At 54.1% G+C, this 21,325-nt stretch carries 20 protein-coding genes; 12 read left to right on the top strand and 8 right to left on the bottom strand.

The features are described from left to right. Window positions 1-22: 22 nt before the first annotated feature. The gene (copA, locus tag ACLD4K_RS16595; protein WP_000083913.1) at window positions 23-2,524 is read right to left on the bottom strand and encodes a copper-exporting P-type ATPase CopA; all 2,502 of its coding nucleotides are present in this window, start codon (window positions 2,522-2,524) and stop codon (window positions 23-25) included. A 109-nt stretch (window positions 2,525-2,633) separates the two neighbouring features. Here copA and cueR point away from each other — a divergent pair, with 109 nt between their 5' ends. After that, window positions 2,634-3,050: a Cu(I)-responsive transcriptional regulator gene (gene cueR / locus ACLD4K_RS16590; RefSeq protein ID WP_001026760.1), complete on the top strand. Its 417-nt coding sequence runs from the start codon at window positions 2,634-2,636 to the stop codon at window positions 3,048-3,050. Here the strand turns inward: cueR and ACLD4K_RS16585 are convergent, their stop codons facing one another. Both ACLD4K_RS16585 and ACLD4K_RS16580 read right to left on the bottom strand, forming a co-directional pair. After that, window positions 3,051-3,503, bottom strand: coding sequence for an NfeD family protein (locus ACLD4K_RS16585; protein ID WP_000561177.1), 453 nt, complete (start codon window positions 3,501-3,503; stop codon window positions 3,051-3,053). Next, on the bottom strand, window positions 3,500-4,417 hold the full coding sequence (locus tag ACLD4K_RS16580; RefSeq protein WP_000906146.1) for an SPFH domain-containing protein: 918 nt from the start codon (window positions 4,415-4,417) through the stop codon (window positions 3,500-3,502). Before ACLD4K_RS16580 ends, ACLD4K_RS16585 begins: the two co-directional genes overlap by 4 nt. Before the next feature lie 146 nt (window positions 4,418-4,563). Here ACLD4K_RS16580 and fetA point away from each other — a divergent pair, with 146 nt between their 5' ends. Continuing rightward, complete coding sequence (fetA, locus tag ACLD4K_RS16575) at window positions 4,564-5,241, top strand: iron efflux ABC transporter ATP-binding subunit FetA (RefSeq protein WP_411012175.1); 678 nt, start codon at window positions 4,564-4,566, stop codon at window positions 5,239-5,241. Then, on the top strand, window positions 5,228-6,007 hold the full coding sequence (gene fetB / locus ACLD4K_RS16570) for an iron efflux ABC transporter permease subunit FetB (protein WP_001002130.1): 780 nt from the start codon (window positions 5,228-5,230) through the stop codon (window positions 6,005-6,007). Before fetA ends, fetB begins: the two co-directional genes overlap by 14 nt. A gap of 85 nt (window positions 6,008-6,092) precedes the next feature. Here the strand turns inward: fetB and cnoX are convergent, their stop codons facing one another. The 3 genes from cnoX to tesA form a co-directional block, all read right to left on the bottom strand. Then, window positions 6,093-6,947, bottom strand: coding sequence for a chaperedoxin (cnoX, locus tag ACLD4K_RS16565; protein WP_411012174.1), 855 nt, complete (start codon window positions 6,945-6,947; stop codon window positions 6,093-6,095). A 59-nt stretch (window positions 6,948-7,006) separates the two neighbouring features. Continuing rightward, on the bottom strand, window positions 7,007-7,777 hold the full coding sequence (locus ACLD4K_RS16560) for an SDR family oxidoreductase (protein WP_411012173.1): 771 nt from the start codon (window positions 7,775-7,777) through the stop codon (window positions 7,007-7,009). 154 nt (window positions 7,778-7,931) lie between these two features. Continuing rightward, window positions 7,932-8,546, bottom strand: a complete 615-nt coding sequence (gene tesA, locus ACLD4K_RS16555; RefSeq protein ID WP_001010574.1) for a multifunctional acyl-CoA thioesterase I/protease I/lysophospholipase L1 — start codon at window positions 8,544-8,546, stop codon at window positions 7,932-7,934. On the opposite strand from tesA, the gene ybbA reads away from it, so the two are divergent. The 6 genes from ybbA (at window position 8,517) to ACLD4K_RS16525 (ending at window position 15,714) form a co-directional block, all read left to right on the top strand. Beyond that, the gene (gene ybbA, locus ACLD4K_RS16550) at window positions 8,517-9,203 is read left to right on the top strand and encodes a putative ABC transporter ATP-binding protein YbbA (RefSeq protein ID WP_001110598.1); all 687 of its coding nucleotides are present in this window, start codon (window positions 8,517-8,519) and stop codon (window positions 9,201-9,203) included. The genes tesA and ybbA overlap by 30 nt on opposite strands. Further along, a complete protein-coding gene (gene ybbP / locus ACLD4K_RS16545; protein WP_411012172.1) occupies window positions 9,200-11,614 on the top strand; it encodes a putative ABC transporter permease subunit YbbP in 2,415 nt (804 codons plus the stop codon). The genes ybbA and ybbP overlap by 4 nt, the downstream gene beginning before the upstream one ends. Before the next feature lie 186 nt (window positions 11,615-11,800). Then, window positions 11,801-12,934, top strand: a complete 1,134-nt coding sequence (locus tag ACLD4K_RS16540; protein WP_411012171.1) for a porin — start codon at window positions 11,801-11,803, stop codon at window positions 12,932-12,934. 244 nt (window positions 12,935-13,178) lie between these two features. Then, window positions 13,179-14,009, top strand: a complete 831-nt coding sequence (locus tag ACLD4K_RS16535; RefSeq protein ID WP_000524315.1) for a MetQ/NlpA family ABC transporter substrate-binding protein — start codon at window positions 13,179-13,181, stop codon at window positions 14,007-14,009. 36 nt (window positions 14,010-14,045) lie between these two features. Then, complete coding sequence (gene sfbB / locus ACLD4K_RS16530; protein WP_000569662.1) at window positions 14,046-15,062, top strand: virulence-associated ABC transporter ATP-binding protein SfbB; 1,017 nt, start codon at window positions 14,046-14,048, stop codon at window positions 15,060-15,062. Further along, window positions 15,055-15,714, top strand: a complete 660-nt coding sequence (locus ACLD4K_RS16525; protein WP_000342247.1) for a methionine ABC transporter permease — start codon at window positions 15,055-15,057, stop codon at window positions 15,712-15,714. The genes sfbB and ACLD4K_RS16525 overlap by 8 nt, the downstream gene beginning before the upstream one ends. Before the next feature lie 38 nt (window positions 15,715-15,752). On the opposite strand, the gene mnmH is transcribed toward ACLD4K_RS16525, so the two are convergent. Both mnmH and allS read right to left on the bottom strand, forming a co-directional pair. Then, window positions 15,753-16,847: a tRNA 2-selenouridine(34) synthase MnmH gene (mnmH, locus tag ACLD4K_RS16520; protein WP_411012170.1), complete on the bottom strand. Its 1,095-nt coding sequence runs from the start codon at window positions 16,845-16,847 to the stop codon at window positions 15,753-15,755. A 69-nt stretch (window positions 16,848-16,916) separates the two neighbouring features. Further along, window positions 16,917-17,843, bottom strand: coding sequence for an HTH-type transcriptional activator AllS (gene allS / locus ACLD4K_RS16515; protein ID WP_411012169.1), 927 nt, complete (start codon window positions 17,841-17,843; stop codon window positions 16,917-16,919). Between the two features lie 226 nt (window positions 17,844-18,069). On the opposite strand from allS, the gene allA reads away from it, so the two are divergent. From allA to gcl, 3 genes are all read left to right on the top strand, one after another. Beyond that, window positions 18,070-18,552: an ureidoglycolate lyase gene (allA, locus tag ACLD4K_RS16510; RefSeq protein WP_000764659.1), complete on the top strand. Its 483-nt coding sequence runs from the start codon at window positions 18,070-18,072 to the stop codon at window positions 18,550-18,552. Between the two features lie 78 nt (window positions 18,553-18,630). Beyond that, window positions 18,631-19,449 (top strand): HTH-type transcriptional repressor AllR, encoded by an 819-nt coding sequence (allR, locus tag ACLD4K_RS16505; protein WP_000141265.1) that lies wholly within the window; start codon window positions 18,631-18,633, stop codon window positions 19,447-19,449. A gap of 84 nt (window positions 19,450-19,533) precedes the next feature. After that, complete coding sequence (gene gcl / locus ACLD4K_RS16500; protein ID WP_079945074.1) at window positions 19,534-21,315, top strand: glyoxylate carboligase; 1,782 nt, start codon at window positions 19,534-19,536, stop codon at window positions 21,313-21,315. Window positions 21,316-21,325: the final 10 nt, after the last annotated feature.

Below are 21,325 nucleotides of genomic sequence, written 5' to 3'. Positions count from 1 at the left end.
TGATGCTGCCTGATAGGACTTTTTACGCTTTCGGTTTAAAGCGTAATAGCCGGTTGGCATTGCTGACGACGGTAATGGAAGACAGCGCCATTGCCGCGCCCGCTACTACCGGGTTTAACAAGGTACCGGTAAACGGCCACAGAATACCGGCGGCCACCGGGATACCAATGCTGTTGTAGATAAATGCGCCAAGCAGGTTTTGCTTCATATTGCGCAACGTCGCGCGCGAAATGGCCAGCGCATCCGCCACGCCCATCAGACTATGGCGCATCAGCGTAATCGCCGCGGTTTCAATCGCCACATCGCTGCCGCCGCCCATCGCGATACCGACGTCCGCCTGCGCCAGCGCGGGCGCATCGTTGATACCATCGCCGACCATCGCAACCTGACGACCCTGGCTTTGCAGACGTTTAATCGCATCGGCTTTGCCATCCGGCAGAACGCCCGCAATCACTTCATCAATACCCGCTTCTTTGGCAATCGCGTTAGCCGTCGTTGGGTTATCCCCGGTGAGCATTACCAGACGGTATCCGGCGTTGTGCAGGCGTTCAAGCGCGGCAATACTATCGCTGCGCAATGGATCGCGTACCGCCAGTAACGCCGCCGCTTTACCGTCAATCGCCAGCAGGACCGGAGTAGAGCCTTGCGAGGCCTGCGCGGTGATTTCCGCCGTCATATCATCCGTGGCGACGTGCTGTTCGTTCAGCAACGCCTGGTTCCCCAGAAGCAGTTGATGACCTTCCGCTTCACCGCTGACGCCCAGTCCGCGCAGCGTTCTGAAACCGTTCACCTGCGGCAGTTTATCGTCGCCGGCTTTTTCCAGAATCGCATGGGCCAGCGGGTGGCTGGAGCCTTGTTCGAGCGCGGCTGCCAGACGTAATGCCTGAGCTTCCTCAACGCCGTTAAAGGTTTTTACCGCCACCACTTGCGGCTTGCCTTCCGTCAGCGTCCCGGTTTTATCAAAAACGAGGGTATCCAACGTACTGGCGCGTTGCAGGGCATCGGCGTCGCGTACCAGCACGCCGAATTCGGCAGCGCGGCCTACGCCGGAAATAATCGACATTGGCGTCGCCAGGCCTAATGCGCAAGGGCAGGCGATAATCAGTACGGTGGTGGCGATGACCAGCGTATAAACAATTTGCGGCGCCGGCCCGAAGAAATACCAGATAGCGGCGCTGAACAGCGCAATAGCCACGACGACGGGAACGAATACCGCAGAGATTTTATCGGCCAGTTGGCCAATTTCCGGTTTACTGCTTTGCGCCTGGCGTACCATGCGAATAATGCGTGACAGCGTGGTATGACTGCCCACCGCGCTGGCGCGGAACAGGACGCTGCCGTCCTGGACGACGGTGCCGGCATGAACGCTGTCGCCTTCGCCTTTTTGCTGCGGAATAGGTTCGCCGGTCAGCATGGCTTCATCAAGCCACGCTTCGCCCTGGGTAATTTCGCCATCCACCGGCACGCGATCGCCGGTAGTGAGCCGCAGTAGCATCCCTGGCTGAACGTCCGCCAACGGGACGCTTTTTTCGCCGTCTTCTGTCACGACGCGTGCGGTGGGCGGGGTGAGATCGAGTAATTTTTCCAGCGCTTTTGAGGAACGCTGACGGGCGCGCGCTTCCAGCATGTGTCCGAGATTAATCAGACCGATAATCATCGCACTGGCTTCGTAATAGAGGTGCCGCGCTTCCATCGGGAACCACTGCGGCCACAGGTTGACGCTCATGGAGTAGAGCCAGGCGACCCCGGTGCCGAGCGCCACCAGCGTATCCATCGTCGCCGTGCCGTTCAGCAGGCTTTTCCACGCGTTACGGTAAAAGTGACCGCCCGCAAAGACCATCACCGCAAGCGTGATCAGGCCAATAGCCAGCCACAGGCTGCGGTTGTCGCCGGTCACCATCATGTTATCGCCGATCATCCCCCAGACCATGACCGGTATACCGACCGCCAGGGCGACGATGGCCTGCCAGCGAAAACGTTTCATGGTGGCGATGGCGGTTTCCTGCTGGCGCTCGCGGCGTTTGATGTCATCTTCAATCGCCTCTGCGCCGTAGCCGGCTTTTTCCACCGCCTGCACTAAATCAGCGGCGGAGGCGCTGCCCATCACCAGCGCAGTGCGTTCCGCCAGGTTTACCCGTGCCTGCGTGACGCCCGGTACGCTTTGTAACGCATGTTGTACGCGGGTGACACAACTGGCGCAGCTCATGCCGCTTAACAGCAACTGTTGGCTTTCTTCATCGGCCGTCGCTACCGGAAGCTCATGAGGAACCGCTGCCAGTGCTTCCGACGGGATTGATGACTCCGTCAGCGGTTTAGCCTTTGGGTGGCTTAACGTCGCGCCATACCCGGCTTGTTTGATGGTTTCAATTAACGCGTCCGCACTGGCGGTACCGGTAACGTGCGCTTCGGTTACGGTGACGTCCGCCAGCTCAACATCCGGACGTTGTTCAAGACTTTCTTTCACGCGTTTAACGCAATGACCGCAGGACAAACCGTCCAGGGTCAGGTCGATAGTTTGAGACATAGTAAAAACTCCTTTATGATTGGTCATCAATTCATTGACCTTAGTAATCTTAGTGACTCACTGTGATAAAGGTTAAACCTTCCAGCAAGGTTAAGGTCAAGGGGGAAATATGAATATTAGCGATGTGGCGAAAAAAACCGGTTTAACCAGCAAAGCCATTCGGTTTTATGAAGAGAAAGGGCTGGTGACGCCGCCATTACGTAGCGAAAATGGTTATCGCACCTACACGCAGAAGCATTTAAACGAGCTGACGTTGCTGCGACAGGCGAGGCAGGTGGGGTTTAATCTGGAAGAGTGTGGCGAACTGGTCAATCTGTTTAACGATCCGCGACGCCATAGCGCAGATGTAAAAAAGCGGACGCTGGAAAAGGTCGCGGAGATCGAGCGCCATATCAGCGAGCTGCAATCAATGCGCGATCAACTGCTGGCGTTGGCGGAGAGTTGTCCCGGCGATGACAGCGCCGACTGCCCGATTATTGATAATCTTTCCGGCTGCTGTCATCACAAGGCGCAAAAGCCACGTTGATTAAACGGCGCGAATGCGTAAGGTGATGCCTTCCACGGCGATCACTTCGACATGCGTACCTGCGCGCAGGTCTTCGTCAGCGCATACCGGCCACGAGCTGTCGCCGACACGCATATGACCCCGTCCGTTCACTAACGCGGCATCAAGCATAAACCGGCGGCCTACCAGTTGTTGTCCGCGTTGGTTAAGGCGGCTGTCGGTCGGCTTCTGTTCCCGCACGCGACGCGCCAGCCAGCGCCACCAAAGCCAGGCTGCCAGCAACGTTAAGGCCGCAAACAGCACGCCCTGCCATTCCCAGCCGAGCGGTAAGAGCCAGACGGTTAAGCCGGTAATCACTGCCGCCACGCCGCTCCACAGCAAATAACCGTTACCGCCGAGCATTTCCGCAGCCAACAACAGGCCGCCGAGGCTAAGCCAGAAGATATGCGGATGTACCAGAATCATCGCTATCATGCTTTTTTCCGTTCGCTGGCGCTGTCCTTAACCAGCTCGCTGATCCCGGCGATAGCACCCATCAGACTGCTGGCATCCAGCGGCATCATGACCACTTTGCTGTTATTCGCCGAGCCGATTTGCTGTAACGCTTCGGTGTATTTCTGCGCCACAAAGTAGTTTATCGCCTGAATATCCCCGGCGGCGATGGCTTCAGACACCATCTGCGTAGCGCGGGCTTCCGCTTCGGCGGAACGTTCGCGGGCTTCCGCCTGCAGGAAAGCGGACTGACGTTCGCCTTCAGCTTTCAGAATCTGCGACTGTTTTTCCCCCTCGGCTTTGAGGATTTCCGCCTGACGTACCCCTTCGGCCTCAAGGATATAGGCGCGTTTGGTACGTTCCGCTTTCATCTGGGCGTTCATCGAGGAGATCAATTCCGCGGGCGGGCGGACATCGCGAATTTCGATACGGGTAACTTTAATTCCCCACGGATTGGTGGCTTCATCGACAATATGCAGCAGCCGCGTGTTGATGCTGTCGCGCTGGGAGAGCATTTCATCCAGCTCCATCGAACCGAGCACCGTACGGATATTGGTCATGGTCAGGTTAATGATCGCCAGTTCCAGGTTACTGACTTCATAGGCGGCGCGCGGCGCATCGATAACCTGAATAAAACAGACCGCATCGATAGTGACGTTGGCGTTATCTTTTGAGATCACCTCCTGCGACGGAATATCCAGCACCTGCTCCATCATATTGATCTTGCGGCCAATTCTGTCCATAAACGGTACAACAAGGCTTAATCCCGGCTGCAGGGTTTTGGTGTAACGTCCAAAGCGCTCCACCGTCCACTGGTATCCCTGCGGAACGATTTTGACGCCCGCGCCGACGATCACCAGCGCGACGAAAATGAGAATAGGGATAAGAATGAGCATAGCTAAACCTCCTGTTGCGTTGTCCATAAACCGATTTTGCTGACGAATTAAGCGAATTATACCTGATTCAGTAAAGCATGTTCCCCCCTTATTAATTACAGGGATACACTATCGCTATAAAAATATGAACAACGGATGCGAAATAAATGACAGAACGTAGCATGTTGCTTGAGTTAAAGCAGGTCGGTTACCGGACTGCGACGACAAAAATAGTGAATAACATCAGTTTTACGCTGCAACGCGGCGAATTTAAGTTAATTACCGGTCCTTCTGGCTGCGGAAAAAGTACGTTGTTGAAAATGGTGGCCTCGTTAATAAGTCCTGATATCGGCATGATTCTTTTTGCGGGGCAGGATATTACTACTCTGAGTCCGGAAGCCTATCGCCAGCAGGTTTCTTATTGCGCTCAGACGCCAGCGCTATTTGGCGATACGGTTTACGATAACCTGATTTTTCCCTGGCAAATTCGCCATCAGCGCCCGCAGCCGACAGCCTTCGCAGACGATCTGTCGCGTTTTGAACTGCCGGAGACGATTCTGCAAAAACCGATTACCGCGCTTTCCGGCGGGGAAAAACAGCGTATTGCTCTAATTCGTAATCTACAGTTTCTGCCGAAAATACTGTTACTCGACGAAATAACCAGCGCGCTGGATGAACATAACAAACGGAATGTGAATGATATTATTCATCGCTATGTTCGCGATAAGCAGGTCGCTGTCTTGTGGGTAACGCATGATAAAGATGAAATTCAACACGCGGATAAGGTGATAACGTTAACGCCATCTGCCGGAGAGATGCAGGAGGCGCGTTATGAACGAGCATAATATTACCAATACCTCGCTGGCGTTATCGATGCTGCTGGTGGTGGTCGCGATGCTCATCAGTCACAAGGAAAAGCTGGCGCTGGAAAAAGATATTCTGTGGAGCGTATGCCGGGCGGTGATACAGCTCATTATTGTCGGCTATGTACTGAAATACATCTTTGGCGTTAATCATGCCGCCCTGACGCTGCTGATGGTGCTGTTCATCTGTTTTAACGCCGCCTGGAACGCGCAAAAGCGCAGTAAATATATCGATAAGGCATTTCTCTCCTCGTTTATCGCCATCACCGTCGGCGCCGGACTAACGCTGACGGTACTGGTGCTTACCGGTTCGATTGAATTTGCGCCGATGCAGGTGATTCCCATCGCTGGCATGGTCGCCGGCAATGCGATGGTGGCGGTAGGGCTGTGCTACAACCAACTGGGGCTGCGTTTTCATAGCGAGCAGCAGCAAATCCAGGAAAAGTTAAGTTTGGGCGCAACGCCGAAAATGGCCTCCGCCGGGCTTATCCGCGATAGCATCCGCGCATCGCTTATCCCGACGATCGACTCGGCAAAGACCGTTGGGCTGGTGAGCCTGCCGGGGATGATGTCCGGGCTGATTTTTGCCGGGATCGATCCGGTAAAAGCGATTAAATATCAAATTATGGTAACGTTTATGCTGTTGTCGACAGCCAGCCTGTCTACCATCATTGCCTGCTATTTAACCTACCGGAAGTTCTATAATTCGCGTCATCAGTTGGTAGTAATGCCGCTCAAGAAATCATGATAGTTGCCGGATGATGGCGCAAGCGCCTTATCCGGCCTGAGGACGACAGGTAGGCCAGATAAGCGCGCCATCAGGCAAGAGAGGATTAATACAGTAGCGCGTACAACTGGCGGCGGTATTTCGACGCCAGCGCGTCGCCGGTGCCGAGCGCGGCAAGGATCTCCTGGAAGGTTTTGCGCGTCTGTCCCTCGGCGGCGGCAAGATCTTTTCTCAGATGGCTGAACAGCAATTCCAGCGCTTCTTCATTACGTCCGACCTGGTGCAACTGCAACGCCAGTTGCGTTGCCAAAGCCGCATCCTGCGGATTCTCCGCGACTTGCTGCTGAAGTTGCTGAATTTCCGGCGTATCTGCCGCCTGTTTAAGCAGTTCGATCTGCGCAACCAGCCCCTGATAACGGGTATCCTGATCCTGTAGCGGTATAGTTTTTAACACCGCTTCGGCCTCTTCAGAGCGGTTCAGCGCAATTTGCGCTTCCGCCAGTAACAGGCCAATCTCACTCTTCTGCGAAGAGAGCTGCCAGGCGTCTTTGAGCAACGGCAGCGCGTCAATGTAGTTGCCCTCCTGCATTAACTGCATCGCTTGTTGCGCTTTTAGCTCTTCTTCACGCGGCAGTACTTTATCCAGCAGGGCGCGGATCGCCTCTTCCGGCTGCGGCCCCTGGAAACCATCGACCGGTTGGCCATTCTGGAACAGATAGACAGTCGGGATGGCGCGCAGACCAAACTGAGCGGCGATCATCTGTTCGGCGTCGCAGTCCAGCTTTGCCAGAATAAACTGACCGTGGTACTGGGCAGCCAGACTTTCCAGCACTGGCGTTAATTGCAGACAGTGTTGGCTGCGTTCAGACCAGAAATAGAACAGTACCGGCGTGGTCATAGACTGCTCTAAGGTCTGCTGCAGGTTGGATTCATTAATATTGACAATGTTCTGTACGGACATGGCGTCGCTCTCTTTTGTCTGTGTCACGTTTACATGGGGGCTGACGGGCGCACTTCAACTCAGCTTTGTAAAATTTTATCCAGTATCCGGCCCGGCAATAGGCGTTTCAGCGCCATCACCGCCCAGGTGACCAGCGTAACGGGATAGCGCAGCCTGGGTTTATCGCTTGCAAAAGCATGACGTACTTTCGCTACTACCGCGTCAGGATCGCGGGTGAAACGTGCGGCGATGCCGGGATTTTCTACCGGTTTATCACGCTGCGTCTGGTTAACGTTATCCGTAAAACGGGTACGAATCGGCCCCGGTTCTATCAGGCTCACTTTAATGCCTGTGTGCCGTAGCTCCATACGTAGCGCGTCAGACCAGGCTTCGAGCGCATATTTGCTGGCGGCGTAAGCGCCGCGCCCTGGGGTGGAAATCAGCCCCATCACCGATGAGGTCATCACAATGCGTCCTTCGCCATGCGGCAACATGGCGGGAAGTAAGCGCATAGTAAGCTGATGCGCGCCGAAGAAATTACTGGAAAACTGTTGCTCCATCTGCTCACGGCTGATGGTGGAAAGGGGGCCATATACGCCGTAGCCGGCATTGTTAAAGATCCCATACAGACGATTATCGGTCAGGGCGATCACTTCATCGGCGGCACGATCCACGCTTTCAGGGGAGTCGAGATCGATCAACACGCCGGTAAATCCCATACTGTTCATCCGGGCGACATCATCAGGTTTGCGGCAGCCCGCCAGGATTTGAAAGCCCTGGCGTTTAAGCTCAAGCGCGCTGTCCAGACCGATTCCGCTGGAACATCCTGTTATTAAGACCGATTTTTGCATAACTTTACCTGTCAGGATCTCCGTTGATTTAAGAGTCGTGGTTAACTATATCCGTCATACTTCAAGTTGCCTGTGCGTTCGTTTACGCCAGTCACATAGGTATCTATGCTCCTGGAAATTCTCTTACGTGCCGCCTTCATGCAACTCGAATTATTCAGGAGAGAAAAGGGGTCAACTGCTTCGCCATCCAGTCGGCAATAAACGGCTGGGCGTCGCGGTTGGGATGAATGCCGTCATCCTGCATCCACTGCGGTTTCAGATATACCTCTTCCATAAAAAACGGTAACAGAGGAATATCGAACTCTTTGGCGAGCTTAGGATAAATGGCGCTAAAGGATTCATTATAACGGCGACCGTAGTTTGCGGGCAGATGAATTTGCATCAGTAACGGTTGGGCATCGGCGGCTTTCACCGTCTGAATGATTTTACGTAGCGTCTGTTCGGTTTGCGCAGGCGCAAAACCGCGTAGGCCATCGTTGCCGCCAAGTTCCACCACTACCCAGCGCGGGTGATGCTGTTGCAACAGCGCCGGCAAACGCGCCAGTCCCTGCTGCGAGGTATCTCCGCTTATACTGGCATTAACGACCGACGTTTTGTTTTGCCATTTATCATTAAGGAGCGACGGCCATGCCGCGCTGGCGGCCATACGGTAACCGGCGCTGAGGCTATCGCCCAGAATTAATAAGGTGTCTGCGGCGGCGGCACGGAAAGTTAACAGGATCAAAAACAGGAAGGGCAAATGCCAGCGGAAAACAGTGTTGAAGTTCATCGTCTCAGGAAGTCCGTCGGTCAGGGTGAGCATGAGCTTTCCATCCTTACCGGAGTTGAACTGGTTGTCAAACGCGGTGAAACCATTGCGCTGATTGGCGAATCAGGATCGGGAAAATCTACGCTGCTGGCGATTCTCGCCGGACTGGATGACGGCAGTAGCGGAGAGGTCAGTCTGGTGGGGAAACCGCTTCACCAGATGGACGAAGAGGCGCGGGCGCAGCTTCGCGCTCAGCATGTCGGTTTTGTTTTTCAATCCTTCATGCTTATTCCTACGCTTAACGCGCTGGAAAACGTTGAGCTACCGGCCCTGCTACGCGGTGAAAACAGCGGTCAGAGTAAGGCGGGGGCGAAAGCGCTGCTCGAACAACTGGGACTGGGAAAACGGCTTGACCACCTTCCGGCACAGCTTTCCGGCGGCGAACAGCAGCGCGTAGCGCTGGCGCGCGCGTTTAACGGGCGTCCTGATGTGCTGTTTGCCGATGAGCCGACGGGCAACCTTGACCGTCAGACCGGAGATAAAATCGCCGACCTGCTATTTTCGCTTAACCGCGAACACGGCACCACGCTGATTCTGGTGACGCACGACCCGGCGCTGGCGGCGCGCTGCGACCGGCGGCTGCGGTTGGTCAACGGTCAGTTACAGGAGGAGGCATGATAGCTCGCTGGTTCTGGCGCGAATGGCGCTCGCCGTCGCTGATTATTGTCTGGCTGGCGTTGAGTCTGGCGGTGGCCTGCGTACTGGCGCTCGGCAGTATCAGTGACCGGATGGAAAAAGGATTAAGTCAGCAAAGCCGTGAGTTTATGGCAGGCGATCGGACGCTGCAAAGTTCGCGGGAGGTACCGAAAGCCTGGCTTGAAGAGGCGCGTAAACGCGGCCTTAACGTGGGCGAGCAGTTAACCTTTGCGACCATGACGTTTGCCGGCGATACGCCGCAACTGGCCAGCGTGAAGGCGGTAGATAGCGTTTATCCGATGTACGGCGAATTGCAAACCCGTCCAGGCGGAGTGAAACCGCAGCCGGGTAGCGTACTGCTGGCGCCGCGTCTGATGGCGCTGCTTAATTTGAAAACGGGCGATGCCATTGATGTCGGCGACGTGACCTTGCGTATTGCCGGTGAAGTGGTACAGGAGCCGGATTCCGGATTTAACCCTTTTCAGATGGCACCGCGTCTGATGATGAATATGGCCGATGTGGCAAAAACCGGTGCGATACAGCCGGGGAGCCGCGTGATGTGGCGGTATAAATTCGGCGGAACGCCGCAACAGCTTGCTGGCTATGAAAGCTGGCTGTTACCGCAGCTTAAACCGGAACATCGCTGGTACGGACTGGAGCAGGATGACGGGGCATTGGGGAAATCGCTCGAACGTTCGCAGCAGTTTTTGCTGCTTTCGGCGTTATTAACGCTACTGCTGGCGGTAGCTGCCGTCGCGGTGGCGATGAGCCATTACTGCCGTAGCCGCTACGATCTGGTGGCGATTTTAAAAACGTTGGGCGCGGGCCGGGCCCAGTTGCGTAAACTTATTATCGGACAGTGGTTGATGGTGCTGGGGCTTTCCGCCGTCACGGGAGGCGCGATTGGGTTACTGTTTGAAAACATATTGCTGGTGCTGCTAAAACCGGTATTGCCCGCCGATTTGCCGCCCGCCAGCCTGTGGCCCTGGCTGTGGGCGCTGGGTGCGATGACGGTCATCTCTCTGCTGGTCGGTTTACGGCCTTATCGATTGTTGCTGGCGACCCAGCCGCTACGGGTGCTGCGCCGCGATGTTGTCGCTCGCGTCTGGCCGTTAAAAATTTATTTGCCTGTCGCCTGCGCCGTCGTGGTGGCGCTGCTCGCCGGATTGATGGGCGGAAGTATGCTGTTGTGGGCGGTTCTGGCGGGTGCAGTGATACTGGCGCTGCTGTGCGGTCTGGTGGGCTGGATGCTGCTTAACGTGCTGCGCGGCATGACGTTGACGTCGCTACCGCTGCGTCTGGCCGTCAGCCGACTTCTGCGTCAGCCGTGGTCAACGTTGAGTCAGCTTTCGGCGTTTTCGCTTTCGTTTATGCTGCTGGCGCTCTTGCTGGTGCTGCGCGGCGACCTCCTTGATCGCTGGCAACAGCAGCTCCCGCCGGAAAGCCCGAACTATTTCCTTATCAATATTGCTTCAGAGCAGGTCGCGCCGCTGAAAGCCTTTTTGGCGGAACATCAGGTGATTCCGCAGACGTTTTATCCGATTGTGCGGGCGCGGTTAACCAGGATAAACGGTAATCCGACGGAAGGTCAGCAGGATGAGTCGCTCAACCGTGAACTGAATTTGACCTGGCAGGATACGCGCCCGGCGCATAATCCGCTGGTCGCCGGTCACTGGCCGCCAAAACCGGGCGAAGTCTCTATGGAAGAGGGGCTGGCGAAGCGGTTGAACGTCAAACTCGGCGATAGCGTAACCTTTATGGGCGATACCCAGGCATTTAGCGCTAAAGTCACCAGCCTGCGTCAAGTGGACTGGGAAAGCCTGCGGCCCAACTTTTTCTTCATTTTTCCTTCCGGGGCGCTGGACGGGCAACCACAAAGTTGGTTGACCAGTTTTCGCTGGGAGAATGGCAACGGCATGTTAACGCAGCTTAACCGCGAGTTTCCTACCGTCAGCCTGTTAGATATCGGGGCGATCCTGAAACAGGTGGGACAGGTGCTGGAGCAGGTCAGCCGGGCGCTGGAGGTGATGGTTGTGCTAGTCACCCTCTGCGGCATGTTGCTATTACTGGCCCAGGTACAGGTCGGGATGCGTCAGCGCCATCAGGAGCTGGTGGTGTGGCGCACGTTAGGAGCCGGAAAGAAACTGTTGCGTACCACACTCTGGTGCGAATTCGCCATGCTGGGGTTAGTTGCCGGGCTGGTCGCCGCGATTGGCGCGGAAACGGCGCTGGCGATCTTACAAATCAACGTTTTTGATTTCCCCTGGGAGCCGGACTGGCATTTATGGGGCGCACTGCCGTTTTGCGGCACGCTGCTGCTTTCCGTATGCGGCGGCTGGCTTGGCGTTCGTTTGCTGAAAGGCAAAGCGCTATTCCGCCAGTTTAGCGGATGATTCATGATGTGAATAATTTCGCGCCGGTTTTTAAAACGGCGCGTACTTTATTTAGTCGCACAAATTGCTAACTCTTTGATTTTTAGTAGCACAAATCATTAAAAAATACACAACACGTAAGGTTTTATAACAGTTATTATTTGCCTGCTAAATGATTTGGATTGGCTATCTATCAAGGAAAATATAATGACAATTAAAATAACAGCGTTGGCGGCATCGATCGGCGCGGCAATGGCTTTCATGCCTTTCGCCACTCAGGCGGAAATCACCGTTTTAAAACAAGATCCCCGGGCGGGTAATCCACTCAGCCGACTCAATTTCACCGTTGGCGGGAGTATTCGTCCGCAGTTCCAGAATATGACCGGCAATGACGGCGCGAACGGTTATAAACGTAATGGTTTTGATGGCGGGACGCGTTTCCGCTTCGCCGCGGATTATTATCTGTTTGATGATATCAGTTGGATTAGCTATTACGAGCTGGGCGTCAATATCCCTGCGGTATTTGACTGGGATAACCATTATGCGAAGGGCGCGACTGATACCACTCGCCGTATGCTGTATACCGGCTTCAAGAGCGCGACGTGGGGAACGCTGACCTTCGGTCAACAGAACAGCATTTATTACGATGTGGTGGGCGTAAAAACCGATATCTGGGATTACGACATGATAGGTCAGGCGCCGGGCAACGGGATTAACGGCGACTACGATGGTTCTTATCGCACGCGTAAGTCATTGAAGTATAAGAAAAGCATTGGCAATGTCGATCTCTACGCGTCTTATCTGTTCAGCGACGATTATAATGCCAATAACGGCCTGAATTACAAACGTAAAGGCGGCGGTTCTTTAGGCGCGGACTACCATCTCACCGACGATCTGACCTGGGGGACGGCATGGAACTATACCCGTGCGGAGATGCGCGGCAACGGCAATAAAACTTACGATCAAAATATTGTCGGTACCGCGTTAAGCTGGACGCCGGAAAACTGGACTATTGCCGCAGGCGGCGGTTGGTATCAGAACTTTATGACGACCAAAAAAGTGTCTGTGAATGATTACTTTGCCGGCGATGCGTGGGGTCTGGAATATTTTGTCGGTTACGCTTTCCCGATTGGTCAGTATGCCGTGAAAGCTATTCAACCGTACTTTATGGGCGACCGCATTGAATATGTGAATGGCCGCGACTATCTGCGCACCGATAACGGCGTGGGGATCACCTTCCAACTGGATTATGGTTTCCGCGTTGATTATGAACATGTTTTCACCTCCAGCACTGACAATCTGGGCGATATGAACCTGGTGCGTCTGCGTTACGATTTCTAAAGCGTTTTCCTCTGCCGGATGTTGGCGTTAAGACCTCTTATCCGGCATTTCCCTTTACGCCATTCCCGCCTGACACACGCCTCGTACATTTAACGACACACCAGGAAACATCATGAAATAATTTCAAGGACAGCAGGCTGTGATCTGTGTCATGTTAAGAAATAGCCTTTCGTTTGGGCCAAAACAGACGATGCCGCATGAACGGCATCCGGCACAGCATCACACTATTTAAAATGGAGAAATTATGGGATTGCGTCAGAGTTTACGCATTGCGGCCAGCACGCTATTACTGGCCTGCGGATTACAGTTTGCCCATGCCGATAGTTCCCCGCAAACGATCGTATTTGGCGTCGCGCCAGGGCCGTATGGCGACATGGTGAAGCAGGCGATTGCGCCGACATTAAAAGAAAAAGGGTATAAGGTCGTGGTGCGCGAGTTTAGCGACTATGTCCAGCCCAATATGGCGTTAGCTAACGGCAGCATTGACGCCAACCTCTTTCAACATACCCTCTATTTTGACAAATTCACCGCTGACAAAGGGCTGAAGCTCAGCAAACTTATTGTGGTACCTACCGCCGGGATGGGCTTCTATTCACGTAAAATCAACAGTCTGGATGCGCTTAAAAAAGGGGACATTATTACCCTCTCCAACGATCCGACCAACCTGGCGCGCGGCCTTCGCTTCCTGCAATCGTTGGAGCTGATCACGATTAAGGACAATATCGATCCGACCAAAGCCTCTGAACGAGATATCGCCAGCAATCCAAAAGGACTGGTTTTCAAACCGCTGGAAGCCGCACAGCTACCGCGCACGCTGGATGGCGTGACCGGCGCGCTGGTTAACGGGAACTTTGCGGTGGCGGCAGGACTCGATCTCTCCAGCGCGATTAAGCAGGAACACCTGGATGAGAATCTGAAAAATATCATTGCGGTACGCAGTGAAGATGCCGATAAGCCGTTTGCCAAAGATATTGTCGAGGCGGTGAAATCGCCGGCTTATCGCGCGGTTATCGACGATCCAAAGAATATTTATAGCGCCTTCCAGAAACCGGAATGGATGACCGCGACACCCTGATCGCAGCGGTGGCCATCCCCAATTTCTGAGGTGAATATGATTGAAATAGAAAAAGTCTGCGTCGATTTTACCGCCGGTCGCGGTACCCCCACGCGCGCGGTGGATGATGTGAGCCTGCATATCGCCGCGGGCGAGATTTTTGGCATTGTCGGTACCAGCGGCGCAGGAAAAAGCACTCTGCTGCGTACCCTGAACGCCTTAACGCGTCCCAGCCAGGGGCGCGTCAACGTCAACGGCGTGGAAATTTCGGCGCTGGACGGAAAAGCGTTACGCCAGGCGCGGCAGCGTATTGGTATGATTTTCCAGCATTTTAACTTAATGCATACCCGGACAGTGGCGCAAAACGTTGCGTTTAGCCTGAAAGCGGCTGGCTGGGAACGCAGCAAAATCGCGCCACGGGTGGCGGAAATTTTAACGCTGGTGGGCCTTGCCGATAAAGCGAACCGTTTTCCGGTACAGCTCAGCGGCGGGCAAAAACAGCGGGTGGGGATAGCCCGCGCCATCGCTAACCATCCGGATGTGTTGCTGTGTGACGAACCGACTTCCGCTCTGGATCTGGAAACTTCCGCCACGATTCTGGCCCTGCTCAGACAGATCAACGCACAGCTCGGGATTACTATTGTGCTGATCACCCATGAAATGAACGTGATCAAATCTATTTGCGATCGCGTGGCGGTGATGTCGGGCGGTAAGGTTGTGGAATCGGGCGAGGTGTTTGATGTGTTTGCCCACCCGCAACACGCTTTCACACAGCAACTGGTGTCTCATACTCTTAATTTGACCCTGCCGGAACGTTTACGGGAACACCTGCCCGGGCAGTTGCTGAAAATTTTGTTTATCGGCGATTCGGCGGAGCAGCCGGTACTGTCAGAGGTGGCGATCACGTTTGGCGTCGCGGTCAATATCCTGCATGGCAAGATTGAGTATATCGGCGAACGCGCGTTGGGCATTCTGGTGGTGCAATTAACCGCGCCGCATAATCCAACGGCGGTGGCCGCCGCCGTGGAGCATATCCGTCAACGTACCGCACAGGTGGAGGTGATCCGTGGATGATTTATTGCCGGATTTAACGCTGGCGTTCAATGAAACTTTCCAGATGTTGAGTATTTCAACGGTGCTGGCGATTCTTGGCGGTCTACCGCTCGGTTTTCTGATTTTTGTCACCGATCGTCATCTGTTCTGGCAGAACCGTTTTATTTATCTCGTCGCCTCGGTTCTGGTGAATATTATCCGCTCGGTGCCATTTGTTATTTTACTGGTGCTGTTACTGCCGCTAACGCAGCTTTTGCTGGGCAATACCATTGGCCCGATTGCAGCCTCCGTCCCGCTGTCGGTGGCCGCAATCGCGTTTTATGCACGCCTGGTAGATAGCGCGCTCCGTGAAGTCGATAAAGGGATTATTGAGGCGGCGCTGGCATTCGGCGCTAGTCCGATGCGTATTATCTGTACCGTACTGTTGCCGGAAGCCAGCGCAGGGCTGCTGCGCGGCCTGACGATTACATTGGTAAGCTTAATCGGCTACTCGGCGATGGCCGGGATTGTCGGCGGCGGCGGGGTAGGCGACCTGGCGATTCGCTATGGCTACTACCGTTACGAAACCGAAGTGATGGTTGTTACCGTGGTGGCGCTGATTGTGCTGGTTCAGGTCGTTCAGATGCTGGGCGACTGGCTGGCAAAACGTGCCGACAAGCGCGACAGACACTAAGCCGGCTCAATGTAGCGTCAGCCGGCAATAAAAGTAAGCTATTGCGCTTTTAGCCAGTTGGCAACCTCTTGCCATGGGCCGCGAAAAACGATATTCGCGGCTTTTTTCTCCAGTTGATAGCGATACATTGGGTCGTAATATTTGTTAAGTAGCGGAACCAGCCATGCCATGTGGCCGTCGGTGCTGCCGCTGGATAATTGTTCCGCCAGCGCCCTATCCAGCGTGTCCGTCAGTTCGGCAAAGCGTTGCAACCCCAGACGGCGGCGAATAGCGAACAGTCCATGATGAAGATATTCACTATACGCCTGCCAACCGGCTTCATCGCCGTAGGCGTGGGTGAAGTCGTGATGCATACGGATGAAATACTCTTCACGCAGTCGTTCCAGACGAAGCGCAAACGGATCTTCCACTACCGCAATGGGGGCCTGCGCCATTCTTTCGCGTAAACACTCAGGCAGATGGTTGGCGCCGATCGTTCGCCCTTCATCTTCCAGTACCCACCTTTTTAGCGTCTGACGCGCGTTAATTTTCAGCAATTCAACGGCAAGTTTATTTTCAAAACTGGCCTGACTGAGCTGGGGTTTCAGCGTGCGGCCAAAAGAGGAGCCGCGATGACGCGCGAGACCTTCCAGATCCACGCCGTTGGGCTGTTGTCGCACCAGTTGCGTTTTGCCGCTGCCCGTACAGCCGCCAATTAAAAGTATCGGTTTTTGCGCCAGTTGCCAGGTCGCCTGAATTGCTGTCTGGCGCAGCGCTTTATAGCCGCCTTCAATAAGCGGGCAGTCAATCCCTGTTTCTTGCAGCCAACGTTGTACGATATGTGACCGCTGACCGCCGCGCGCGCAGCACAGATACCCGTTGGGGAAACGTTGATACGCGGCTTTCCAGGCCTCAAGCCTCTGCTGGCGAATGTCGCCGCAAACCAGCCGATGCCCCAGCGCTAACGCCGCATCCGCGCCCTGACGTTTGTAGCAGGTGCCGACGACGGCCCGCTCGTCGTCCATCATCAATGGCAGGTTGATAGCGCCCGGCATGGCGCCCTGTTCAAACTCAATCGGCGCGCGTACATCAATTAAAGGCGTATCGGCAAGGAGGAGCGCGCGATAGTCCTGTGCTTTTTGTCTGTCTTGCATAACGTAAAACGTAACCTTAAATCATCCTTTGCGCTATTTTACGCGCCAATTCGCAAAGTGGCTTGATTTTTAACAGCGTACCGTGTTGAAAATGGATAAAAAATCGGCTATTTCGGGTTGTCGTTGGGTAAATAATTTCACAATGTCTTCAACCGCTTTGCCTCCGCCAAATTTATGCCAGGCGAGGCTTAACGGTGAGGGCGGACGCATCGTCGGGATGGTACAGCTTACCAGTTCGTTTTTGTCGATCAGCGTTTGACAGAGCGGCTGCGGGACAAAACCGATACCGACGCCTGCCAGATGAGCGGCGATTTTGGTTTCCATATCAGGCACGATAATTTCCTTCTGCCCTGGAAGGCGCCAGGCTACCCGCTTGGTCAGCGTACGCGCGCTGTCTTCGATATTAATTGCCGGGAAACGGCGCAACTGCGCTTCTGTTAGAGGCCCGCTGACGTGAGCTAAAGGATGATCCGCGGACATCACAAAACGCCATTGTACGGAACCTAAAGGATCGAGCATAAAGGTATTAGCCAACGGCTCGGTGCCAGTTACGCCAATCGCCAGCGAAAAACCTTCATACAGGAGCGAATCCCAGACGCCCATATAAATTTGCCGGGAAAAGTGAAACTGAGTGAAAGGGTAACGCACATTAAGCCACGATAAGAGACTGGCGACCGCTTGCGGGCTATAGAGCAGGTTATTCACCACAATATTGACCTGACGCTCTACGCCGTCGTTAACCTGGCGTAGCTCGTCAGGCATACTGTCCAGCCACGCAAGCCAGTCTTTTGCCTGAGAGAGAAGGTGAGAGCCCGCCGCCGTCAACGAGACGCTTCGCGTTGTGCGAAAGAACAGCCCTACGCCGGTATTTTCCTCCAGCAGTTTGATGCGGTAGCTAATGGTTGCCGTGGTTTTACACAGACGCTCCGCCGCTTTGGAGAAACTCCCCGTTTCGGCAACGCTGATAAAGGTACGCAGTGTTTCCGGGTCAAACATCGTCAGACGCCTCCTTACGATCCTGATAAAAACAGAATTGTTTTCCTATGATTTTTAAGTAGTTTTACATAATAGCCATGTTTGATTTGTGGTCTAAATCTACTTTTGGAAAAATATTCCAACTTTTATGTTGATGTTAAATCCCGAAGGTTTTAGATTGCATGGTATTGAAACCGGACAGAGTCCAAACCGCGGTTAAACGGAATCGAGCTACAAGGGAAAAATAATGAAACTTGAGGTATTACCGTTAGATCAGAAGACGTTCAGCGCTTATGGCGATGTTATTGAGACGCAGGAACGTGACTTTTTTCATATAAACAACGGGTTAGTTGAGCGATATCACGACCTGGCGAAGGTTGAAGTTCTGGAGCAGGATCGCACGCTGATCAGTATTAACAGGGCGCAACCGGCCGCGATGCCTATTGTGGTACATGAACTGGAACGTCATCCTTTAGGTACGCAGGCGTTTGTGCCGATGAACGGCGAGGCTTTTGTCGTTATTGTGGCGCTCGGCGATGATAAACCCGATCTCTCCACGCTGCGGGCGTTTATTAGCAATGGACGGCAGGGCGTCAATTATCACCGTAATGTATGGCATCACCCGCTGTTTGCGTGGCAGACGGTTACCGATTTTCTGACGGTGGATCGCGGTGGCAGCGATAACTGTGATGTTGAAAGTATCCCGACACATGAACTCTGTTTTGCGTGACGCTATTGGCCTTCTTGCATAAGATGAACATATTGTTCATTGTTTATGCTCATATTTTGGGCCGGAGTTAACGTAAATATGACGGAAGTAAGACGACGCGGCAGGCCAGGACAGGCAGAGCCGACTGCGCAGAAAGGCGCACAGGCGCTGGAGAGGGGCATAGCGATATTGCAATATCTCGAAAGAAGCGGCGGCAGTTCATCAGTTAGTGATATTTCCGGCAGCCTGGATTTACCGCTTTCTACGACGTTTCGCCTGTTAAAGGTACTGCAAGCGGCTGATTTTGTGTACCAGGATAGCCAGCTTGGCTGGTGGCATATTGGTTTAGGCGTATTTAATGTGGGCTCTGCGTATATTCATAATCGCGATGTCCTCTCGGTGGCCGGACCCTTTATGCACCGACTTATGCTGCTTTCTGGCGAGACGGTCAACGTAGCGATTCGCAACGGTAATGAAGCGGTGTTAATCGGTCAAAAGGAGTGCAAATCGATGGTCAGAATGTGCGCGCCCTTAGGGAGTCGTCTGCCGTTACATGCTTCCGGCGCCGGAAAAGCGCTGCTTTACCCGCTCACCGAAGAAGAGCTGGTGGGGATCGTCGTCAATACCGGTTTGCGGCGGTTTACGCCGACCACTCTGGTGGATTTACCTATCCTGCTTAAAAATCTGGAGCAGGCGCGTGAACAGGGCTACACCGTTGACCAGGAAGAACATGTTGTCGGGCTGAATTGTATCGCCTCCGCTATCTATGACGATGCGGGCAGCGTGGTCGCCGCTATCTCAATATCGGGACCGGCTTCCCGGCTGACGGAAGATCGCTTTATCAGCCAGGGTGAACTGGTACGGGATACCGCGAAAGACATCAGTACGGCGCTTGGGCTAAAACCCCCTGTAGCCTGAGCCGCATCCCGCTCGCTGGAGCGGGACTTTTTTAAAATTTTTAAAAGTTGGAAACTTTTTCCAATAAAAAGAGGTAGCAATAAAATGGCAAAAATGAGAGCCGTGGATGCGGCAATGTATGTGCTGGAAAAAGAAGGTATCACCACAGCATTCGGCGTTCCTGGGGCTGCAATCAACCCCTTCTATTCTGCAATGCGTAAGCATGGAGGCATTCGCCATATACTGGCGCGTCATGTGGAAGGCGCTTCGCATATGGCTGAGGGCTACACACGTGCGGCGGCAGGTAATATTGGGGTCTGCCTGGGCACTTCCGGCCCGGCGGGAACCGACATGATCACCGCGCTCTATTCCGCTTCTGCCGACTCTATCCCGATTTTATGCATTACCGGTCAGGCGCCACGAGCGCGTCTGCACAAGGAAGATTTCCAGGCAGTCGATATTGAAGCGATTGCAAAACCAGTCAGCAAGATGGCAGTGACGGTTCGTGAGGCGGCGCTGGTACCGCGCGTATTACAACAGGCTTTTCATCTGATGCGCTCAGGCCGCCCAGGTCCTGTGCTGGTTGATTTACCGTTTGATGTCCAGGTTGCGGAGATCGAATTCGATCCGGATATGTATGAGCCGCTGCCGGTATATAAGCCAGCCGCCAGCCGCGTACAGATTGAAAAGGCGCTGGAGATGCTGATTCAGTCCGAGCGTCCGGTAATTGTCGCGGGCGGCGGGGTTATTAACGCCGACGCCGCGCCACTGCTGCAGCAGTTTGCCGAACTGACCAGCGTACCGGTGATCCCTACTCTGATGGGCTGGGGCTGTATCCCGGACGATCACCCCTTAATGGCGGGGATGGTCGGCCTGCAAACGGCGCACCGCTACGGCAACGCCACTCTGCTGGCATCTGATATGGTTTTTGGCATCGGTAACCGTTTCGCCAACCGTCATACGGGGTCCGTTGAGAAATATACTCAGGGGCGAAAAATCATCCATATCGATATTGAACCAACGCAAATTGGCCGCGTGTTGTGCCCGGATCTGGGCATCGTTTCTGACGCCAAAGCGGCGCTAACGTTGCTGATCGATGTCGCGCAGGAGATGCAAAAAGCGGGGCGTTTGCCATGCCGGAAGACCTGGGTGGGCGAATGCCAGCAGCGTAAACGGACTTTGCTGCGTAAAACCCACTTTGACAACGTGCCAGTGAAGCCGCAGCGCGTCTATGAAGAGATGAACAAAGCCTTTGGTCGCGATGTGTGCTATGTCACCACCATTGGATTGTCGCAAATCGCGGCAGCGCAGATGCTGCATGTGTTTAAAGATAGACACTGGATCAACTGCGGCCAGGCGGGGCCTCTTGGCTGGACAATCCCGGCGGCATTAGGGGTTTGTGCTGCCGATCCGCAACGCAATGTGGTGGCGATTTCCGGCGATTTCGACTTCCAGTTCCTGATTGAAGAGTTAGCCGTCGGCGCGCAGTTTAACATTCCGTATATCCATGTGCTGGTTAACAACGCTTATCTTGGCCTGATTCGCCAGTCGCAACGCGCATTTGACATGGACTACTGCGTACAGCTCGCCTTTGAAAATATCAACTCCAGCGAAGTGAATGGCTATGGCGTTGACCATGTAAAAGTGGCGGAAGGGTTAGGCTGTAAAGCAATTCGTGTCTTTAAACCGGAAGATATTGCGCCTGCATTTGAACAAGCCAAAGCGCTAATGGCGCAATATCGCGTTCCGGTGGTGGTGGAAGTCATTCTGGAACGCGTAACCAATATTTCCATGGGCAGCGAACTGGATAACGTAACCGAGTTTGAAGAGGTTGCGGATAGTGCGAAAGATGCGCCAACAGAAACCTGTTTTATGAAATATGAGTAAGGGAGGTAAT

Source organism: Salmonella sp. 741265055_HSA (genome assembly GCF_046569525.1).
GTDB lineage: Bacteria > Pseudomonadota > Gammaproteobacteria > Enterobacterales > Enterobacteriaceae > Salmonella > Salmonella enterica.
The sequence above is the reverse complement of the archived record's forward strand: the minus strand, read 5'-3'. Positions and strand labels throughout refer to the sequence as shown.

What these genes read in the sequence shown, in the direction of transcription:
- ybbP (WP_411012172.1), top strand. Translation starts at nt 9,200, where the DNA reads ATGATAGCTCGCTGGTTCTGGCGCGAATGGCGCTCGCCGTCGCTGATT.
- tesA (WP_001010574.1), bottom strand. Translation starts at nt 8,546, where the DNA reads ATGAACTTCAACACTGTTTTCCGCTGGCATTTGCCCTTCCTGTTTTTG.
- ACLD4K_RS16560 (WP_411012173.1), bottom strand. Translation starts at nt 7,777, where the DNA reads ATGCAAAAATCGGTCTTAATAACAGGATGTTCCAGCGGAATCGGTCTG.
- fetB (WP_001002130.1), top strand. Translation starts at nt 5,228, where the DNA reads ATGAACGAGCATAATATTACCAATACCTCGCTGGCGTTATCGATGCTG.
- allR (WP_000141265.1), top strand. Translation starts at nt 18,631, where the DNA reads ATGACGGAAGTAAGACGACGCGGCAGGCCAGGACAGGCAGAGCCGACT.
- ACLD4K_RS16535 (WP_000524315.1), top strand. Translation starts at nt 13,179, where the DNA reads ATGGGATTGCGTCAGAGTTTACGCATTGCGGCCAGCACGCTATTACTG.
- ACLD4K_RS16580 (WP_000906146.1), bottom strand. Translation starts at nt 4,417, where the DNA reads ATGCTCATTCTTATCCCTATTCTCATTTTCGTCGCGCTGGTGATCGTC.
- gcl (WP_079945074.1), top strand. Translation starts at nt 19,534, where the DNA reads ATGGCAAAAATGAGAGCCGTGGATGCGGCAATGTATGTGCTGGAAAAA.
- ACLD4K_RS16585 (WP_000561177.1), bottom strand. Translation starts at nt 3,503, where the DNA reads ATGATAGCGATGATTCTGGTACATCCGCATATCTTCTGGCTTAGCCTC.
- cnoX (WP_411012174.1), bottom strand. Translation starts at nt 6,947, where the DNA reads ATGTCCGTACAGAACATTGTCAATATTAATGAATCCAACCTGCAGCAG.
- mnmH (WP_411012170.1), bottom strand. Translation starts at nt 16,847, where the DNA reads ATGCAAGACAGACAAAAAGCACAGGACTATCGCGCGCTCCTCCTTGCC.
- cueR (WP_001026760.1), top strand. Translation starts at nt 2,634, where the DNA reads ATGAATATTAGCGATGTGGCGAAAAAAACCGGTTTAACCAGCAAAGCC.
- allA (WP_000764659.1), top strand. Translation starts at nt 18,070, where the DNA reads ATGAAACTTGAGGTATTACCGTTAGATCAGAAGACGTTCAGCGCTTAT.
- sfbB (WP_000569662.1), top strand. Translation starts at nt 14,046, where the DNA reads ATGATTGAAATAGAAAAAGTCTGCGTCGATTTTACCGCCGGTCGCGGT.
- ybbA (WP_001110598.1), top strand. Translation starts at nt 8,517, where the DNA reads ATGCCAGCGGAAAACAGTGTTGAAGTTCATCGTCTCAGGAAGTCCGTC.
- copA (WP_000083913.1), bottom strand. Translation starts at nt 2,524, where the DNA reads ATGTCTCAAACTATCGACCTGACCCTGGACGGTTTGTCCTGCGGTCAT.
- ACLD4K_RS16540 (WP_411012171.1), top strand. Translation starts at nt 11,801, where the DNA reads ATGACAATTAAAATAACAGCGTTGGCGGCATCGATCGGCGCGGCAATG.
- fetA (WP_411012175.1), top strand. Translation starts at nt 4,564, where the DNA reads ATGACAGAACGTAGCATGTTGCTTGAGTTAAAGCAGGTCGGTTACCGG.
- allS (WP_411012169.1), bottom strand. Translation starts at nt 17,843, where the DNA reads ATGTTTGACCCGGAAACACTGCGTACCTTTATCAGCGTTGCCGAAACG.